A 16,647-nucleotide genomic window follows, 5' to 3' on the forward strand; every position below is an offset into this window, starting at 1 on the left:
GTATAAAAATAAATATGAGCACAGATAATAAATTACATATTGAAGTTTGGAGTGATGTGGTATGCCCTTTCTGTTTTATCGGAAAAAAACATTACGAGCGGGCTTTAGCAAAATTCGAGCATGCAGATGATGTTGTATTGGAATGGAAAAGTTACCAATTGGATCCCGAGTTTGTACAACCTGAAGAAAGATATGATCTTGAACAAGGTCTTGCTAAAAAATACAACAGACCTGTGGAAGCTATACATGCAATGCAACAACAAATTGCCAATACAGCCAAAGAATCCGGATTGGATTTTGATTTTGAAAAAGCAGTTACCTTCAATACATTTCAGGCGCACAGAGTACTTCATAAAGCCAAAGAAAAAGGATTGGGTGATAAAGCCAAAGAAGCTTTCTTTTCAGACTACTTCGAAAAAGGACAAGACCTTGGTAATACCGGTGTATTAAAAGCTGAAGCGCTAAGAATAGGGCTTACTGAGGACGACTTCAATGATGCAATCAGTAATGATGAGTATGCTTATAAAGTAAAACAGGATATTCAGGAAGCATATGAGCTGGGCGTAACAGGAGTACCTTTCTTTGTTTTCGACCGTAAATATGCAGTATCGGGAGCACAACCTTCGGATGCATTTCTTAATACACTGAAGACTTCTTATGACGACTGGAAAGCGAAACAAAAAACAACACCGTTTATTAACGTTTCGGAGCAAGGTGCTTCATGCGATATTAACGGAAATTGTGATTAAATAAACATGAGGCCTCACAGATATAATATCTGTGAGGTTTTTATTATAATCACTACAACAAACAGAATTTCCTAAAAATAATTATTACTTTTTTTATTTTCATACGAAATATTGAGTTATTTTAGCGCCAAAACTATTAATTCACTTTTTCATGAAAAATTGGACATTCAGAAAATGGAATAACTCATTAGGCTGGTTGATATTTGGAATTGCGCTGATTACATATTTCTCTACCATGGATCGCAAACTCAGCTTTTGGGACTGTGGCGAATACATTGCTTCTGCTATAAAGTTACAAGTAACACATGCTCCCGGCGCCGCTTTATTTCAGCTTATAGGTGCAACTCTTTCTGCTTTCGCATTCGGTAATGGACAGAATTATGCCTTAATTATTAATGGAATGTCAGCACTATGCAGTGCATTTACTATTCTGTTTTTATTCTGGACAATTACTCATTTTGCCAAAAGCTTTTTTCAGAATACTAATAAAGAATTCAATGCCAATCAGAAATTTAGCATTCTGTTTTCCGGGGTTATTGGAGCATTAGCTTTTACATTTAGCGATACTTTTTGGTTTTCCGCAGTAGAAGGAGAAGTATATGCTATGGCAAGTATGTTTATTGCTCTTATTCTGTGGCTTATCTGTAAATGGGAGGAAGACTTTGACCAGAAAGATAATCAACGTTGGATTATCCTGATTTTCTTTATCACAGGACTTTCATTAGGTGTCCATATGATGTGTATGCTTGCTGTTCCTGCCGTTTGTCTGATCTATTACACCAAAAAATATAAATTTACGTGGAAAAGCTTTCTGTTGGCTAATCTTATTACTTTAGTCGTTCTTGTAATGGTATTCAAGGTAATTTTCCCGACATTAATGACCATTTTCTCCAGAAGCGAAATTACTTTTGTCAATGGATTTGGATTACCTTTTAATTCAGGAACCATTTTTTCATTTTTAGCATTAGCTACTGCATCTTACTATATATTAAGATTTGCACGCAAAAGAGCGAGCAATATACTGCAGACCATTACTCTAAGCTCTGTATTTCTTATCATAGGCTTTTTCTGCTGGATGGTTTTACCGGTTCGCGCCAATGCCAACCCTGCAATCAATCTTAATAATCCTGATAGTGCTATTGGCCTTTTGGATTACTATAATCGTGTTCAGTATGGAGACTGGCCTACTACTTATGGGGAGAATTATACAGCATATTTAGATCCGGATGGTATTGAGAAAAATGATGATGGAAGTTATAAAACAGTAAAAACAGGTAGTGTTTATGTAAAGAATGAACAAACAAGCAGATATGATTTAATCGACACCCGTGATGATCTTGTGTATAATAAAAATCAGGTTGGCTTTCTACCGAGAATGTTCAGCAATGATAAAACTGTTATTCCGAACTATATTTCTTTGTACGGTGCGCCAGAGTTTAGCTTCAATTATGATAATGAAGACATCGCTAATGACAAAGATGCATATGCAGCATTTGAAGCCTTAAAGAAAAAATATGATGAAGGAAGTATTGCTTATCAGGATTACGTAAATGCCAAAAAGTATAACCTTATCCATGTTAAAAAACCTGGCTTTGAACAGAACCTTAACTATTTCGTTTCTTTTCAGAATGGTTATTATTTTGTCAGGTATCTTTTATGGAATTTTGTAGGCAGACAAAACGACATTCAGGGAGAATTACAGGATAACCGCGGAAACTGGATTAGCGGATTCTCAGCTTTGGATAACGCTTTGTATGGTGATCAGGAGCAGCTTTCATCCCAGTTTAGAAATGAATCTACCGTTAAATTCTTTTTTATTCCTTTAATTTTAGGTTTAATCGGTTTCTTCTTCCAGTTAAATAAAGACTTTGGAAGATTTTATGCCATACTATCTTTATTTATATTAACCAGTGTCGGGATCATTTATTATACCGGAGTAAAGCCTTTTGAGCCTCGTGAACGAGATTATGCCGTAGTTGGTTCCTTTTATGCCTTTGCAATATGGATCGGATTAGGTGCTACAGCTCTTTTTTATCTGATACAGCAAAAGCTTAGAAAAACAAATATCAGTTGGGCTGTCGGAGCCCTTCTATTAGGAATACCTCTTATGATGGGCTTTCAGAATTACCGCCCTCACGACAGAAGTCAGAAAACTGCAGCATATGATAGTGCTTACTCTATCCTGAAGTCCTTACCGAAAGACAGTGTAATGATTACCTATGCGGATAATGATACCTATCCTACTTTTGGATTACAACAAACCGAGAATTTCCGCGACGATGTCAGAATTGTACATCAGGCATTAGTATCGAAATCCTGGTTTATTAATCAGACCATGAGAAAAGTAAACAATTCCGAGAAGCTTCCTCTACATTTGACTCAGGAAGAATATCAGGAAGGAACTAATGAGCAGGTATACCTGATGAGTAAAGAAGAATGGAAGAATATTTTTGATAATCTGGATGCTCAGGGAGAAAATCCGAAAGCATTAGCCTCGTTCAGAAAATACATAACACAAGATTCCATGACATTTCAGGAAGCCATAGCTTTCCTAAAAATGAAATCTGAAGACAAAGACCAAATTCTTCAAATGATCTTTGCAGGTGATAAATATGCAAAACTAAACTTTCTGCCCGTGCATACTTTCACCCTTCCTGTAAATACTAAAAACGCAGTAGAGGCCGGAATCATAAAACCTGAAAATGCCGCACATACTGAAAAAAATCTTGTCGTAGACTACAAGGATAACACCATGTACAAATACAATGTTTTCCTGATGGATTTGCTGGCTAATTTCGACTGGAAAAGACCTATAAACTTCTCTGCAACCGGAATGGCAGACCCAGCGGATATGTTCTTTTTAAAAGATTATCTGCAGTTTGACGGATTCTCCTATCGTTTAGTTCCTATAAAAACAACACAGGAAGATACCACACGTGGTGATATCGGACGCGTAGATGCTGAAGAACTCTATAAAACAGTCAAGAATTTTAAATGGGGAAATTTCAAGAATCTTTATAATCATTATGACGACATTGCAATAAGCAATATTATGAGCTATCGCTTAACAGCTTCCCGCACAGCACAGGCGTTGGTAGATAAAGGAGATCGTAAAAGAGCCTTGGAAATATTGGATTTAGCTTCCTCAGAAATCCCTTTTGAGAAATATAATGATCCTCGCTCAGTAGATGATATGGTTTATTCCTATTTATTAGCTGGCAATGAGAAAAAAGCATTGGAACTGGCAGCCAAAGTACAAAGCAATACATTACGAGACTATAAATATTACAGAAGCCTGGATAAAAAACATCAGAAAACATTAAAGGGGGATATAGCATCACAACCTTACTATTACTCGATGATTGCCAAGAGCATTGCTGATGCGTATGTCAGAAACGGAGAAAAAGAAAAAGGTTTAAAATATCTCCTGAATGCATTAAAACCTGTTGATTCGGAATTTAGATCTTATTTGGTACAACTTCAGAATACAAAGGCTGAGAATAAGCAGAAAAAGGTAGATCAGGTACAGGAAATTACGCCTTTCTACGAGTATTTATTCGATGCAATGCAGCCTTATGACTCTTCTTATGCATCCAACAGAATGAAACAAATCAATACCGATATTATGAAAGCGTTGAATCATTAATAAGTGAATGGTCAATAGGTGAATAGTGAATGTTCTAACCTCTAATATCTAACTTCTAATATCTACCCTTTGTTACATTGTACAATACAATTAAATCTCCTAATATTGTATCTATAATCTTAACACATGAAAAGATCCAATATCACAAAAATGCCCGGATATTACGACCGCTATATCAATCTGGTAGATGACATTGAAATTCTGGATGCTTTCGAGCAGAGTATCCAGCAAATTGATCGGATTGATATCGATCAGTTGCTTCAACTGGGAGATAATGTTTATGCTCCTGAAAAATGGACGATTAAACAAATTATACAACATATTATAGATACTGAGAGAATCTTTACAGAAAGGACTACACGTTTTGCACGTCAGGATGGTGTCACACCTCAGGGATTCGATGAAAATCTTTTCGCTGATAATGCTAAAGTCAGTCACCGCACACTGGAGAGTCTTCTAAAAGAATTAAAAAGTGTCCGTATTGCCAGCAAGGCAATGTTTGAAGGTTTTGACGATGAAACAATACAGCATTCCGGCAATAACTATAATACAGAAATGTCAGTTTTGGCAATGGGCTTTACAATGGTTGGTCACCAGATTCACCATTTTAATATCATCAGAGAAAGATACCTCCCTTTATTACAAAACTAAGCAAGATTCGGGTTTTATTATGGCACAGTTTATCAGAAATTTGTTTCAAATATAACAGAGATGAAACCACAATCCGATATTAACTTTCAGCGTGTTGCGGAAGCTATAGAATATATCCAGCAACACTTCAGAGAGCAGCCAAGTCTGGAAGACATTGCAGAGAATGTACACGTAAGCCCTTATCATTTTCAGAGAATTTTCAGTGACTGGGCTGGTACCTCTCCCAAAAAATTCCTTCAGTACATTAGCCTCCAACATGCTAAAGATTTGCTAAAACAAAATGCAACATTAGCTGACGCAGCCTATGAAACAGGACTTTCCGGGACAGGAAGACTGCATGATCTTTTTATTAATATAGAAGGCATGACTCCTTTTGAATATAAAAATGGAGGCGAAAGTTTACACATTAATTATAGCTTTTTCGATAGCGCTTTTGGTTCTGTTTTTATAGCTTCTACTACTAAAGGTATTTGTGCTATGGCTTTCTATGAAAATAAAGCAGAAGCCATCCAGCAGCTGAAAAAGCAATTTCCAAATGCTTCTCTACATGAAAAAAGAGATATTCTTCAGGAAAATGCTTTATCAATTTTCAGCAAAGACTGGCAACAGATCAATAAAATAAAACTGCACCTGAAAGGAACAGACTTCCAACTAAAAGTATGGGAAGCTCTTCTTAAAATACCTTTGGGTGAGTTAACAACTTATGGCTATCTGGCAGAACAAATCAATAATCCAAAAGCTTCCAGAGCCGTAGGAACCGCAATCGGAAGCAATCCTGTAGCTTTTCTTATCCCTTGTCACAGAGTAATTCAGTCTACCGGAAAAATCGGGGGTTATATGTGGGGACCTACACGCAAAACAGCCATTATTGGTTGGGAGCAGGCAAGAGTAAATGCTGATTTTTAGTTCCTGAACCATGACAACACTTATCCAGAAGATAAAGGATATAGATTGGGCAGAAATAACAGAAAACATGCACCAAAATGGCTATGCAGTTATTCCAGATTTCCTTAAAGATGAAGAATGTGAACATTTAAAAACCGATTATGAAAAAGCTGGTCTATACAGGAAAAGAGTAATAATGGAACGTCACAGATTTGGTTTGGGCGAATATAAATACTACGACTATCCCCTGCCCCACATTATTCAAAATATACGAACTCATGTCTATCCACATCTGGCTCCAATTGCCAATACATGGTTTAAAGTTTTGCAGATTGACAAGCAATTTTCTTTAAGTCATAACGTACTGTTAGATGAATGCCATGTAAATGAACAAAAAAAGGCTACTCCACTAATTCTGAAATATGCTAAAGGAGGTTTTAATACCTTGCATCAGGATCTTTATGGTGATATTTATTTTCCTATACAGGCTGTTTTAATGCTTAATCAACCCGGAAAAGATTTCACTGGTGGAGAATTTGTTCTTACCCAGCAGATTCCGAGAGCACAGTCAAAAGCTATTGTGTTAAATCCCAACAAAGGAGATTTACTGATTTTCACTACTAATTTTAAACCTGAAAAAGGTACAAAAGGCTATTACAGAGTCAATATGAAACATGGCGTAAGTGAAGTGAAAAGTGGTAACAGATATACATTAGGTATTATATTTCACGATGCACTAACTTAGCATGATAAAACATACTGAAATTTCTGACAGAGAGCTTAAAAATAAAATTAAAAAAAGAGAAGTTCGGTTTGGAGGCAATTCTAGACTCAGAATATATGGTACTCTATCTTGTAAATCCGGAAAACGGATGAAGAGAGAGAACAGAGTTTTCTTCTCATCAGAAAATGAAGCCATTGAGAACGCATACCGCCCGTGTGGGCATTGCATGAAAGAACAATACAGCAAGTGGAAAAATGGAACTATTTGAACGCGAAACAGACAGTACTTTAAACTTACTTCCAAAGGACGGAACAGTTAATTATTACGGAAAAATATTTTCTAAGAAAGAGGCTGATCATTATTATGATCTATTATTATCCGAAGTCGAATGGCAGAATGATGAAGCTATAATTTTTGGAAAAAAAATTCTGACAAAAAGAAAAGTTGCCTGGTATGGAGACATACCTTTTGAATACACCTATTCCAATGCAACTAAAACAGCAATTCCTTGGACAGACAATCTTTTGATTTTAAAAAAAATTGCCGAAGAAACTACTGGTGAAACTTATAATTCGTGTCTACTGAATCTTTACCATTCCGGGGAAGAAGGTATGGCATGGCACAGTGATGGTGAAAAAGATTTGAAAAAACATGGAGCCATTGGTTCTATGAGTTTTGGAGCAGAAAGGAAATTTGCTTTTAAACATAAAAAGACACAGGAAAAAGTGGAACTTATACTGGAACACGGCAGCCTTCTTGTAATGAAAGATCAAACTCAGGACTTCTGGCTGCATAGACTTCCTCCTACAAAAAAATTCTTTAAGGAAAGAGTAAACTTAACCTTTCGCACCATTGTTGAATAGAAGTTATTTCTTATCTTTAATAGATTAATTCTTACCAAGATGAGCAATGAAGGTTATTTACAAAGTGTAAAAAAACAATTTTCTTATTACAAAGCTCTGGCAGAAAAAACTTTTGCCCAACTTACTGAAGAACAACTATTCTGGCAATATAATGAAGAGAGCAACAGCATTGCTATAATTGCTAAGCATTTGGCAGGCAATATGCTTTCCAGATGGACAGATATATTCACCACAGACGGAGAAAAGGAATGGAGAGATCGCGATACCGAATTTGAGAACGATTTCCATACCAAAAACGAACTGATTGAATTCTGGGAAAAAGGTTGGAACGTTTTCCAAACAACTCTGGAATCTCTTACTAATGAGGATTTAGAAACAATCATCTATATCAGAAACCAGGGACATACTGTTTTAGAAGCCATCAACAGGCAGCTTGCCCACTATCCTTATCATGTAGGACAAATTGTTTTTATTGGAAAAATGATATGCAATCAGAACTGGGAAAGCCTTTCTATTCCAAGAAATGCTTCTGCCAATTACAATCAGAATATGTTTAACAAGCCCAAGCACAGAGAACATTTTACAGACGAAACATTAAATACAAACAATAATAAATAATGGATATTAAACCTGAGATTACCTGGTCGGATTTTGAGAAAATTGATATGCGTGTGGGAACAATTATTTCTGCGACAGTTTTTGAGAAGGCCAGAAAACCAGCTTACCAGCTGGAAATAGATTTCGGGGAACTGGGAATAAAAAGATCTTCTGCCCAGATCACCGATCTTTATAATACAGATACACTAATAGGACAACAGATTATAGCTGTTGTAAACTTTCCGAAAAAGCAAATAGCCAATTTTTTCAGTGAATGCCTTGTACTGGGCATTGTAGGCTCCAATCAGGTCATTACCTTATTACAGCCGGAGCAAAAAGCTACAAATGGATTACCTATAGCGTAGAAGTTATCATACATCAATGAACACGCTATCAGTTCCGTTGTATTTTTGCTTTATCAAATGAGACAAATACAATGGAACTTAATCATTTAAAATCATTCACCAACGGACTTCCCAATACCGAAAAAATGCCGGTCCTTTTTCTGGGGCATGGAAGCCCTATGAATGCTATTGAAGAAAATGATTTTGTTAATGGTTGGAGAAAAATTGGTCAGTCAATTCCAAAACCAACTGCTATTATATGTATTTCTGCTCATTGGGAAACATCCGGTACCAAGGTGACAGCAGTACCTCATCCAAAAACCATACACGATTTTTACGGATTTCCACCAGAACTTTTTGCTGTTCAGTACCCCGCTCCCGGAAGCCCGGAACTGGCAACTGAATTATCGGATGTAATAGATTCTGCAATGATAGGACTGGACAAAATATGGGGACTGGATCACGGAGCGTGGAGTGTTATAAAATTCCTGTATCCTGATGCTGATGTTCCGGTAATTGAATTCAGTATAGATGTTCACAAATCTCCCAGAGAACATTATGAACTTGCAAAAGAATTACAATATCTGAGACATAAAGGAGTCTTAATTGTAGGAAGTGGCAATATAGTCCACAATCTTCACATGATGAACTGGCGCGAGCCGGAAACTGGTTACGACTGGGCAATAGAAGCAAACGACACTTTCAAGAATTATTTATTGCAGGACAAACAGGATGAATTACTGAAATTTCAGACCATCAGCTCTGCAAACCAACTTTCTGTGCCAACCCCCGAACATTATATACCTTCTCTGTACGCTTATGCATTAAGAGAAAATAATGATAGTATAAAACTATTTAATGACCAGTTAATCTATGGTTCGATCGGAATGCTTTCCTTTCAGATAGGATAATAAAAACAAACTTTAACAAAATATTTAATCACTAAAATTTAAGAAATTATGGCAACTAAATGGAACTTAGATCCTTCACATTCTGAAGTACAATTTAAAGTAAAACACATGGTAATCTCTACCGTGAGTGGTGAATTACAGATTTTCGATGCGGCTATCGAAGCTGAAAATGATGATTTTAGCCATGCAAAGATTAATTTCTCTGCAGACGTAAACTCTATCAACACAAAAAACAAAGACAGAGACAATCACCTAAAAAGTGATGATTTCTTTGCTGCCAATCAATATCCGGAAATTAAATTTACCAGCACTTCTGGTATAGAAAACGGTAAGATTGCCGGAGATTTAGAAATTAAAGGTATCAGCAAGCCAGTTGTATTAGAGGCTGACTTTGGCGGTGTAATCAACGATCCTTTCGGATTTGTAAGAGCAGGTTTCGAAATTTCAGGAAAAATAAACAGAAAAGATTTCGGACTTTCTTGGAGCCAGACTACTGAAGCTGGTGGCTTAGTTGTTTCTGACGAAGTTAAACTTATTGCTAATGTAGAATTTACAAAAGCTCAGTAAGATAATATTCTGAATAAAATAAAAGCTTCTCATTTTGGTGAGAAGCTTTTTTATTTGGTTTAACGTTCTGTGAAGTTTCGACTACCTATTTAGCAGCACTCTGAGCAGCATCTGTCCACTCTTTGCTAGCTTTCATCAGATAATCACTAAATTGTTTTTGCTCCTCTGGCTTTAATTTTGAAGCCCAAGCAGCAGCTCCTTGGCTCCATGTTTGGAACTTGGTTGCTAATTCTGTTAGTTTAGTCTGATCTTTATTTGCGATAGCTGTTTTATAATCAGTAAGTAATTGCTGATATTCTGCTAATCCTTTGTTCACGTCTTCATTAGAAAATTTCGGAACTTCTGCCTTAACTTCTGTAGTTGTAGTTGTAGTTGAAGTTGTAGTGCCAGATTCCGTTTTGGTAGTAAGTGAATCTGTTGATGTAGTAGTTGTTGTTTCTGTCTTTTTGTTACATGAAACTACAAGAGCGAAAACAGCCAAAGGCAAAATGATTCTCTTCATATATTTTGTATTTGTTGGTTAACTATATCAAATGTAGCATTTTTTATATTCGATGCAGGTGTTTTTTTTCTTTATTCGATGGAAACTTTCTATGAAAATTTTCATTTACATTATATTTTTCCATAATATGTGACATAAAATTATCCAAAACAACCATCAGCAGGTTATTCTTCGGCGAACCACAAAAGATGATTATCTTTGTCCGGAAATTATAAACATGGTAAAGAAAATAATAGTATTATATATTTCTATCTGTATAGGCAGCTTTATTCTGGCCGGAATATTACTTTATGCCAATATCGGAAATGAAAAAGAACTCTACGGTAACTTGTTTGATCAGTATCAGAGTGCCATCTATAAGGGAATTGCCGTTATGTGCATTTCTATAATTCCCATATTTCTCAATGTTTACCAATGGATAAGACAAAAACCTTTACTAAGATTTGTGACCTTTTTCCTGTGGCCGGTAATCATTTACATTTTCGAAACAGCAAGAAGTACACCTCAGCAGCTAAAAAACACTTCCATTACATTCTTTAGTGTATTTGCCTGCCTGCTGTTAGGATACATTTATTTCCAAAGAATGATAAAAAAAGAACAAAATCCTGTAAAATAAACCCATGAAAAAAGTATTACTTAGCCTATTTTTCTGTTCACAGATATTTTCAAACGCTCAGTCATTTGATCTTGTTCCTTTAGGTGTACATGGTGGCGGAGAAGAAAATAATTTAAGTTCTTATCTCATCGGTGAATCCGGAAAAAATTCTTTTTTGTGCATGGATGCAGGGACAGTAAGGGCTGGTATAGATAAAGCTATAGAAAAAGGAGTATTTTCTGTAAGTAATGAAACTGTACTGAAAGATTACATCATGGGATATTTTATTTCCCATGGACACCTGGATCATTTATCCGGCATGGTGATCAATTCTCCGGATGACAGCAAGAAGAATATCTATTCTATCCCAGAAACTGCCGAAATATTAAAAAACAGGTATTTTACAAATGATGCCTGGATCAACTTTGCAAATGAGGGAGACAAACCCACTTTAGGCAAATATACTTATAGAAAAATGGATACAAATGCTCCTTTTTCTATTGAAGGGACTAATTTCACTGGTCGCATTTTTCCGCTAAGCCATGTAAATCCATATAAGAGCTCTGCAATTCTGGTTTCCAATGTACAACAGGAAAGTGTTCTTTATTTGGGAGATACGGGTGCTGACAGAGTGGAAAAAAGCAATGCATTGCAAAATCTTTGGCAAAATATTGCGCCATTGATAAAAAACAAAAAGTTAAAAGCTATTCTTATTGAGGTTTCTTTTGAAAATGAGCGTGCTGAAAATGCCCTTTTCGGACACCTTACACCAAAACTTTTAAATGAGGAGCTTTCTATTTTGGCTAAAACTGCTCAGCAAAAAGACCTGAAAGATTTAAAAATCATTATCACCCATCTAAAGCCAGGAGGTAACCGAATTGAGACTATCAAAAAGGAGCTTACAGAAAATAATCCGCTAAAAGTTCAGTTAATTTTCCCAGAGCAAGGAAAGAAAATTCAGCTATAGTTTTCAGACTATAGTATATATTTTAACCAAAAAAGCAACAAAAGATTTTTCTTAAAATATAAAATAAGCCCTACTGAAAAATTCGGTAGGGCTTATTTTATACTATATACTATTGTATCGTATATCTGAATATTAACGGGTAAGGTGTTTGTATTTTTTCAGAACAATTGTTTTGTAAAAAGCATATGTTAACATTACTCCCATTATTGCCATTCCTGACCCTACAAGTACCGGAGTATTATAAGCAAATCCTAAAGTAATTGGAATTCCACCTAAATATGCGCCTAATGTATTTCCCATATTAAAACTAGCCTGCCCAGCTGCTGCTGCCAGCGTTTCTGCTCCTTCAGCAGTACGTATCAGCATTATCTGTATAGGAGCTCCTATAGTAAATGATATTAATCCGGTAATAAATGCCATTGGGTAAGCTGTCCATTCTATTGGTGAAGTAAAGTATACCACAACAAGACAAACGGCCATAGAAGAGAAACAAGCCATTGCTGCTTTAGTTGGTGAAATAGAGTCTGCAAGCTTTCCACCCAATAAATTACCAAAACACATTCCCAATCCTACTAAAATCATAATAAAAGGAACTTTTCCTGCAGCAATTCCCGAAACGTTTGTAACTAATGGTGCTATATAGCTGATCCATGCAAAAAGGCCACCCGTTCCTACAGAGATTAGAACAATAAGTAACCAGGCTTCTGGTCTTTTAAAATAAGAAAGCTGTGAGAAAATATTTTCAGAATTACTTGAGGCAATATTAGGCAGCCAAAAGAAAATTGATAAAGCCGTTCCTAATCCCAGGAAACAAATGATTCCATAAGTAAGCCTCCATGAATAATGATGCCCAAGGAATGTACCTAAAGGAACACCCAACAAGTTCGCGATTGTCATTCCTGTAAACATAATAGAAATATACTGGGCTTCTTTACCTTTTGGTGCCATTTTAGCAGCAACCACAGATCCTACACCAAAGAAGGCTCCGTGTGGTAATCCGGACATAAAACGGGTAATCTGCATACTCCAGTGATTTGGAGCAATAGCAAAAAGACCATTGAATACAAAAAACATCAACATTAGTAAAATAAGTACTTTTTTCGGTGGAAATTTACTGGTAAATAAAACCAGAACAGGTGCACCAACGAATACCCCTAATGCATATAATGCAATAAGATGCGCCGCTACAGGTATATTCACACCTATATCTCCGGCAATATCTGGTAAAATTCCCATCATTGTAAATTCCGTCATCCCGATGGATAGACCGCCAAAAGCAAGTGCCAATAATCCCTTTTTCATCACCTTAATATTTCTGTTCGTTTTTTGAAGGTGCAAATTTACGGCCTTTCGGAGCAATATCTACCAAATTGATATAGATTAAGTCTATTAAGATTTATTCATACTAAGAATGCAGTTTAAAAAATCGGAAAAGAATCGGAAAAATTCTATTTTTGTGTATGACTATTTATAATACAAAAGAATGGTTTAAGGCTGTAGTATTCATCCATAAAACCGATACCTTCAGAAAACTTATTCCCTATATTATTTTCATGGGTATTATTTCCTGGGGAATTGCTTATTGGGAACTGGAGAGTCTTAAGCTTTCTGACAAAAGCTGGGTAAAGAATATCACCACAGTTCACAGCCTTCTGGGATTTGTTTTATCTTTATTACTTGTTTTCCGTACCAATTCTGCATACGATCGTTGGTGGGAAGCCAGAAAACAATGGGGAGCTCTAACCAATACTTCCAGAAATCTGGCTATAAAGCTTAATGCTTATTTACCCAAAGAAGACACTAAGAACAGGAATTTTTACAGAAAGGCAATTGCGCTTTACCCACAAGCTTTATTTTCTTTTTTACGCTCCGATTATTCTACCTTCATGCTTGATGATATCCAGCATTCGGAACTTAACTTCAACTCCAAACACGGGCCTAATCAGGTTGCAAACCTTATATACAATAACGTTAATCAGTTATATAAAGACAAAGTTATAACTGATGCACAGTTTATCAATATTAATCAGGATATTACAGACCTTACAAATATATGTGGTGCATGCGAGCGTATAAAAAATACACCTATCCCCTATTCTTATAGCTCGTTTATCAAAAAGTTTATTGTTCTTTATGTTATTACACTGCCTTTCGGTTTTGTCTTCTCTATGGGGTACTTTGTAACTTTGGTTGTTCCTTTTATTTTCTATATTCTGGCTTCTTTAGAGCTTATCGCGGAGGCCATAGAAGATCCTTTTGGTACAGATGCAGACGATTTACCGATTGAGAAAATGGCTGTAAACATTAAGAAACATGTCGGAGAACTGATTTAAAAATACATAATCTGAAAACCAGTCATGAGCTCAATACTAAATATGATTAAAAAAATGCGCCCGATCCATCGGGTGATGCTTGCCATTATCATTTCAGTTCTTATTTTTATTATTGTTCCTTCTGAACTTCCTGTACTTCCACGGATACTAATTACATGGTTGGGGTTTGCTATAACCTACATCATAATATGCTGGACCACAATATATACGATGAGCGTTACTGAAATAATAAGAAAGGCCAGTATAGAAGATGGCAGCAAAGCGTTTGTTTTTCTGTTTGTTATACTCGCGTCCTTTGCTTGTCTATTCACCGTACTTCTCATGGTAATGGGATTTAGTGATAAAAATATCAGCCAATGGTTTATGGTCATTATTGCTATTGGCAGTATGATCTCTTCATGGGCGCTGGTACACACTTTATACATCTTTCATTATGCACATTTGTATTATAGGACAAAAGGAGGAAAAGGTTTAGACTATCCGGGAGATGAGAAACCCGATTATCTGGATTTTGCTTACTTCTCTTTCGTTATGGGATGTACGTTCCAGGTTTCTGATGTCGAAATTTCATCTAAGGAAATTCGCCGCGTAGCATTGTTTCACGGATTACTTTCTTTTGCTCTCAATACTTTTGTTGTAGCATTAACTATTAATATTATTGCAGGTCTTATTCACTAAAAACTATTATGTCATCAGATATTGTTAAAAGATTTGACCGTATTATGGCCATTTTCATTCATCTGCAGTCCAGACGCACAGTACGTGCGCAGGATTTAGCGGATCGTTTTGAGGTAAGCCTAAGAACAATTTACAGAGATATAAAAAGTCTTGAACAGGCTGGCATTCCTATTTATAGCGAAGCAGGAACCGGATATGAGCTAATGGAAGGATACAAACTTCCTCCGGTAATGTTTTCTCAGGAAGAGGCCCTAAGCTTTATTGCAGCGGAAAAATTAATGGATAGATTTATTGATGAGGGTCTGAAACAGAATTTTCTTTCGGCAACTTACAAGATAAAATCTGTATTGAGGATGTCTGAAAAAGATTTACTGTCGACTCTGGAAAACCAGATTATTATTCAGAGACCTGCATACACAACTTCAACACAAAAGGCTCCTGACCACACGATGGAAACACTGTTTAATGCTATTGCACAGCAAAAGCAGGTAAAAATAGACTACAAAGGTGTGCAGGACAGCAAATGCCAGGAAAGGATAATAGAGCCTGTAGGGCTATTCTATGAGCAAGGGCACTGGTATATACAGGCTTATTGCCTTCTACGAAATGATTACCGACAATTCCGTACTGACAGAGTATCAGGAATTCAGATAATGGAAATAGGTTTTTCTAAAAAACATCCCCACCTGAAACAGCTTCTACCAGAGAAAAAAAATGAACATAAAGGTACCGAAGCTATTATAAGAGTACACAATTCTTTTGCTGGCTATATGAAATGGGACCGTCATTATTATGGCTTTGTCTCTGAAAAAGATTTGGGAAAGGAAACTGAGATGGTATTTTCAATAAGGGATATAGATAATGGATTTCCCCGATGGTTGTTAATGTTTGGGGACCGCCTTACCATTATAAAGCCTGAATCTCTAAAAAGAGACATACAAGACTTACTGGAAACCCAGTTAGAAAGAATAAAAAACTCCGGCCAATAAGCCGGAGTTTAATTTTTGTGTTAAGATGTTTATCTTTCCCAGAAAAAAGGAGGTTCTATTCCTAATGCTCTTAAATAAACATAGCCCTGAGCTCTGTGGTGGATTTCATTGTCTATAAAATACAGAATATTATCTTTTATCGGAAAGTTATATTGCCCGAAAAGATTATAATTTTTTGGAAAATCTTTTTCCGGAATTTTATTGTATAACTCAACAATTACCGGAGTCTCTTCATCCCATTTTGCTAATAACGCTGCTTTTGTATTCAGATTCAAGTCATGATTATATGTTTCTTCAGATCTATTAACTATTCCATGTAATCCAGGACCAGCAATAGAAAGAAGTTCTTTTACCATATCCGAAAAAGGACGCATACCTTCTACTGAGAATTCGAATAATTCTTTTTCCGGAAATTTTTCGATCACTCTTCTTGTAAGATTTCTGTGGCCAAGCCAATGGTTAAGCAAATCTTCTTTACCCATAAATGTTTCTTGTTTTGAAATTTGTGTAGTTTCCATATTGTTTGAGATTAAATTTTATTTCTAATCCAAAAGTAGTTCGGGTTTGTGACAACAGTTTGTCAACAGTATTTTTTTTATTAAAAATGTAACAAAAAACAATTTTCAGCTACTAATTGTAGACAATT

Annotated in this window: 19 protein-coding genes; 16 read left to right on the forward strand and 3 right to left on the reverse strand. The window is 36.0% G+C overall.

Annotated features, from left to right (window positions below; translation table 11 throughout):
* Window positions 1-14 precede the first annotated feature (14 nt).
* The 11 genes from C8J95_RS11885 (at window position 15) to C8J95_RS11935 (ending at window position 9,937) form a co-directional block, all read left to right on the forward strand.
* Entirely contained in the window at window positions 15-749 is a 735-nt protein-coding gene (locus C8J95_RS11885) for a DsbA family oxidoreductase (RefSeq protein ID WP_107808525.1), read from the forward strand.
* A gap of 151 nt (window positions 750-900) precedes the next feature.
* Entirely contained in the window at window positions 901-4,395 is a 3,495-nt protein-coding gene (locus tag C8J95_RS11890; protein WP_107808526.1) for a DUF2723 domain-containing protein, read from the forward strand.
* 126 nt (window positions 4,396-4,521) lie between these two features.
* A complete protein-coding gene (locus C8J95_RS11895) occupies window positions 4,522-5,046 on the forward strand; it encodes a DinB family protein (protein ID WP_107808527.1) in 525 nt (174 codons plus the stop codon).
* A gap of 60 nt (window positions 5,047-5,106) precedes the next feature.
* The gene (locus C8J95_RS11900; protein ID WP_107808528.1) at window positions 5,107-5,952 is read left to right on the forward strand and encodes a methylated-DNA--[protein]-cysteine S-methyltransferase; all 846 of its coding nucleotides are present in this window, start codon (window positions 5,107-5,109) and stop codon (window positions 5,950-5,952) included.
* A 10-nt stretch (window positions 5,953-5,962) separates the two neighbouring features.
* Window positions 5,963-6,676 (forward strand): 2OG-Fe(II) oxygenase, encoded by a 714-nt coding sequence (locus C8J95_RS11905; RefSeq protein WP_107808529.1) that lies wholly within the window; start codon window positions 5,963-5,965, stop codon window positions 6,674-6,676.
* A 1-nt stretch (window position 6,677) separates the two neighbouring features.
* A complete protein-coding gene (locus C8J95_RS11910) occupies window positions 6,678-6,923 on the forward strand; it encodes an Ada metal-binding domain-containing protein (protein ID WP_107808530.1) in 246 nt (81 codons plus the stop codon).
* On the forward strand, window positions 6,910-7,518 hold the full coding sequence (locus tag C8J95_RS11915) for an alpha-ketoglutarate-dependent dioxygenase AlkB (RefSeq protein WP_107808531.1): 609 nt from the start codon (window positions 6,910-6,912) through the stop codon (window positions 7,516-7,518). The genes C8J95_RS11910 and C8J95_RS11915 overlap by 14 nt, the downstream gene beginning before the upstream one ends.
* A 39-nt stretch (window positions 7,519-7,557) precedes the next feature.
* Window positions 7,558-8,136, forward strand: a complete 579-nt coding sequence (locus C8J95_RS11920) for a DUF1572 family protein (RefSeq protein ID WP_107808532.1) — start codon at window positions 7,558-7,560, stop codon at window positions 8,134-8,136.
* Window positions 8,136-8,480, forward strand: a complete 345-nt coding sequence (locus C8J95_RS11925; protein ID WP_107808533.1) for a tRNA-binding protein — start codon at window positions 8,136-8,138, stop codon at window positions 8,478-8,480. The genes C8J95_RS11920 and C8J95_RS11925 overlap by 1 nt, the downstream gene beginning before the upstream one ends.
* Before the next feature lie 71 nt (window positions 8,481-8,551).
* Window positions 8,552-9,370 (forward strand): 4,5-DOPA dioxygenase extradiol, encoded by an 819-nt coding sequence (gene ygiD / locus C8J95_RS11930; protein ID WP_107808534.1) that lies wholly within the window; start codon window positions 8,552-8,554, stop codon window positions 9,368-9,370.
* Window positions 9,371-9,418: 48 nt separating this feature from the next.
* Complete coding sequence (locus tag C8J95_RS11935) at window positions 9,419-9,937, forward strand: YceI family protein (protein ID WP_107808535.1); 519 nt, start codon at window positions 9,419-9,421, stop codon at window positions 9,935-9,937.
* Window positions 9,938-10,022: 85 nt separating this feature from the next.
* Here C8J95_RS11935 and C8J95_RS11940 read toward each other — a convergent pair whose 3' ends face one another.
* The gene (locus C8J95_RS11940; RefSeq protein WP_107808536.1) at window positions 10,023-10,439 is read right to left on the reverse strand and encodes a hypothetical protein; all 417 of its coding nucleotides are present in this window, start codon (window positions 10,437-10,439) and stop codon (window positions 10,023-10,025) included.
* Window positions 10,440-10,656: 217 nt separating this feature from the next.
* Between C8J95_RS11940 and C8J95_RS11945 the strand changes: the two genes are divergently transcribed.
* Both C8J95_RS11945 and C8J95_RS11950 read left to right on the forward strand, forming a co-directional pair.
* A complete protein-coding gene (locus tag C8J95_RS11945) occupies window positions 10,657-11,055 on the forward strand; it encodes a hypothetical protein (protein ID WP_107808537.1) in 399 nt (132 codons plus the stop codon).
* 4 nt (window positions 11,056-11,059) lie between these two features.
* Complete coding sequence (locus tag C8J95_RS11950; protein ID WP_107808538.1) at window positions 11,060-12,001, forward strand: MBL fold metallo-hydrolase; 942 nt, start codon at window positions 11,060-11,062, stop codon at window positions 11,999-12,001.
* A gap of 132 nt (window positions 12,002-12,133) precedes the next feature.
* On the opposite strand, the gene C8J95_RS11955 is transcribed toward C8J95_RS11950, so the two are convergent.
* Complete coding sequence (locus tag C8J95_RS11955; RefSeq protein WP_107808539.1) at window positions 12,134-13,303, reverse strand: MFS transporter; 1,170 nt, start codon at window positions 13,301-13,303, stop codon at window positions 12,134-12,136.
* A gap of 158 nt (window positions 13,304-13,461) precedes the next feature.
* Here C8J95_RS11955 and C8J95_RS11960 point away from each other — a divergent pair, with 158 nt between their 5' ends.
* Genes C8J95_RS11960 through C8J95_RS11970 form a run of 3 tightly spaced genes read left to right on the forward strand, consistent with a single transcriptional unit; the run spans window position 13,462 to window position 16,001 of the window.
* Window positions 13,462-14,334: a bestrophin family protein gene (locus C8J95_RS11960; RefSeq protein WP_107808540.1), complete on the forward strand. Its 873-nt coding sequence runs from the start codon at window positions 13,462-13,464 to the stop codon at window positions 14,332-14,334.
* 24 nt (window positions 14,335-14,358) lie between these two features.
* On the forward strand, window positions 14,359-15,012 hold the full coding sequence (locus tag C8J95_RS11965) for a DUF1345 domain-containing protein (protein ID WP_255412792.1): 654 nt from the start codon (window positions 14,359-14,361) through the stop codon (window positions 15,010-15,012).
* A gap of 8 nt (window positions 15,013-15,020) precedes the next feature.
* Window positions 15,021-16,001 carry a YafY family protein gene (locus tag C8J95_RS11970; RefSeq protein WP_107808541.1) on the forward strand — a complete coding sequence of 327 codons (981 nt, stop codon included), beginning with the start codon at window positions 15,021-15,023 and terminating at the stop codon, window positions 15,999-16,001.
* Between the two features lie 29 nt (window positions 16,002-16,030).
* On the opposite strand, the gene C8J95_RS11975 is transcribed toward C8J95_RS11970, so the two are convergent.
* A complete protein-coding gene (locus C8J95_RS11975; RefSeq protein WP_107808542.1) occupies window positions 16,031-16,519 on the reverse strand; it encodes a DinB family protein in 489 nt (162 codons plus the stop codon).
* Window positions 16,520-16,647: the final 128 nt, after the last annotated feature.

The organism is Elizabethkingia sp. YR214 (genome assembly GCF_003058195.1).
In the GTDB taxonomy this organism is placed as follows: domain Bacteria; phylum Bacteroidota; class Bacteroidia; order Flavobacteriales; family Weeksellaceae; genus Elizabethkingia.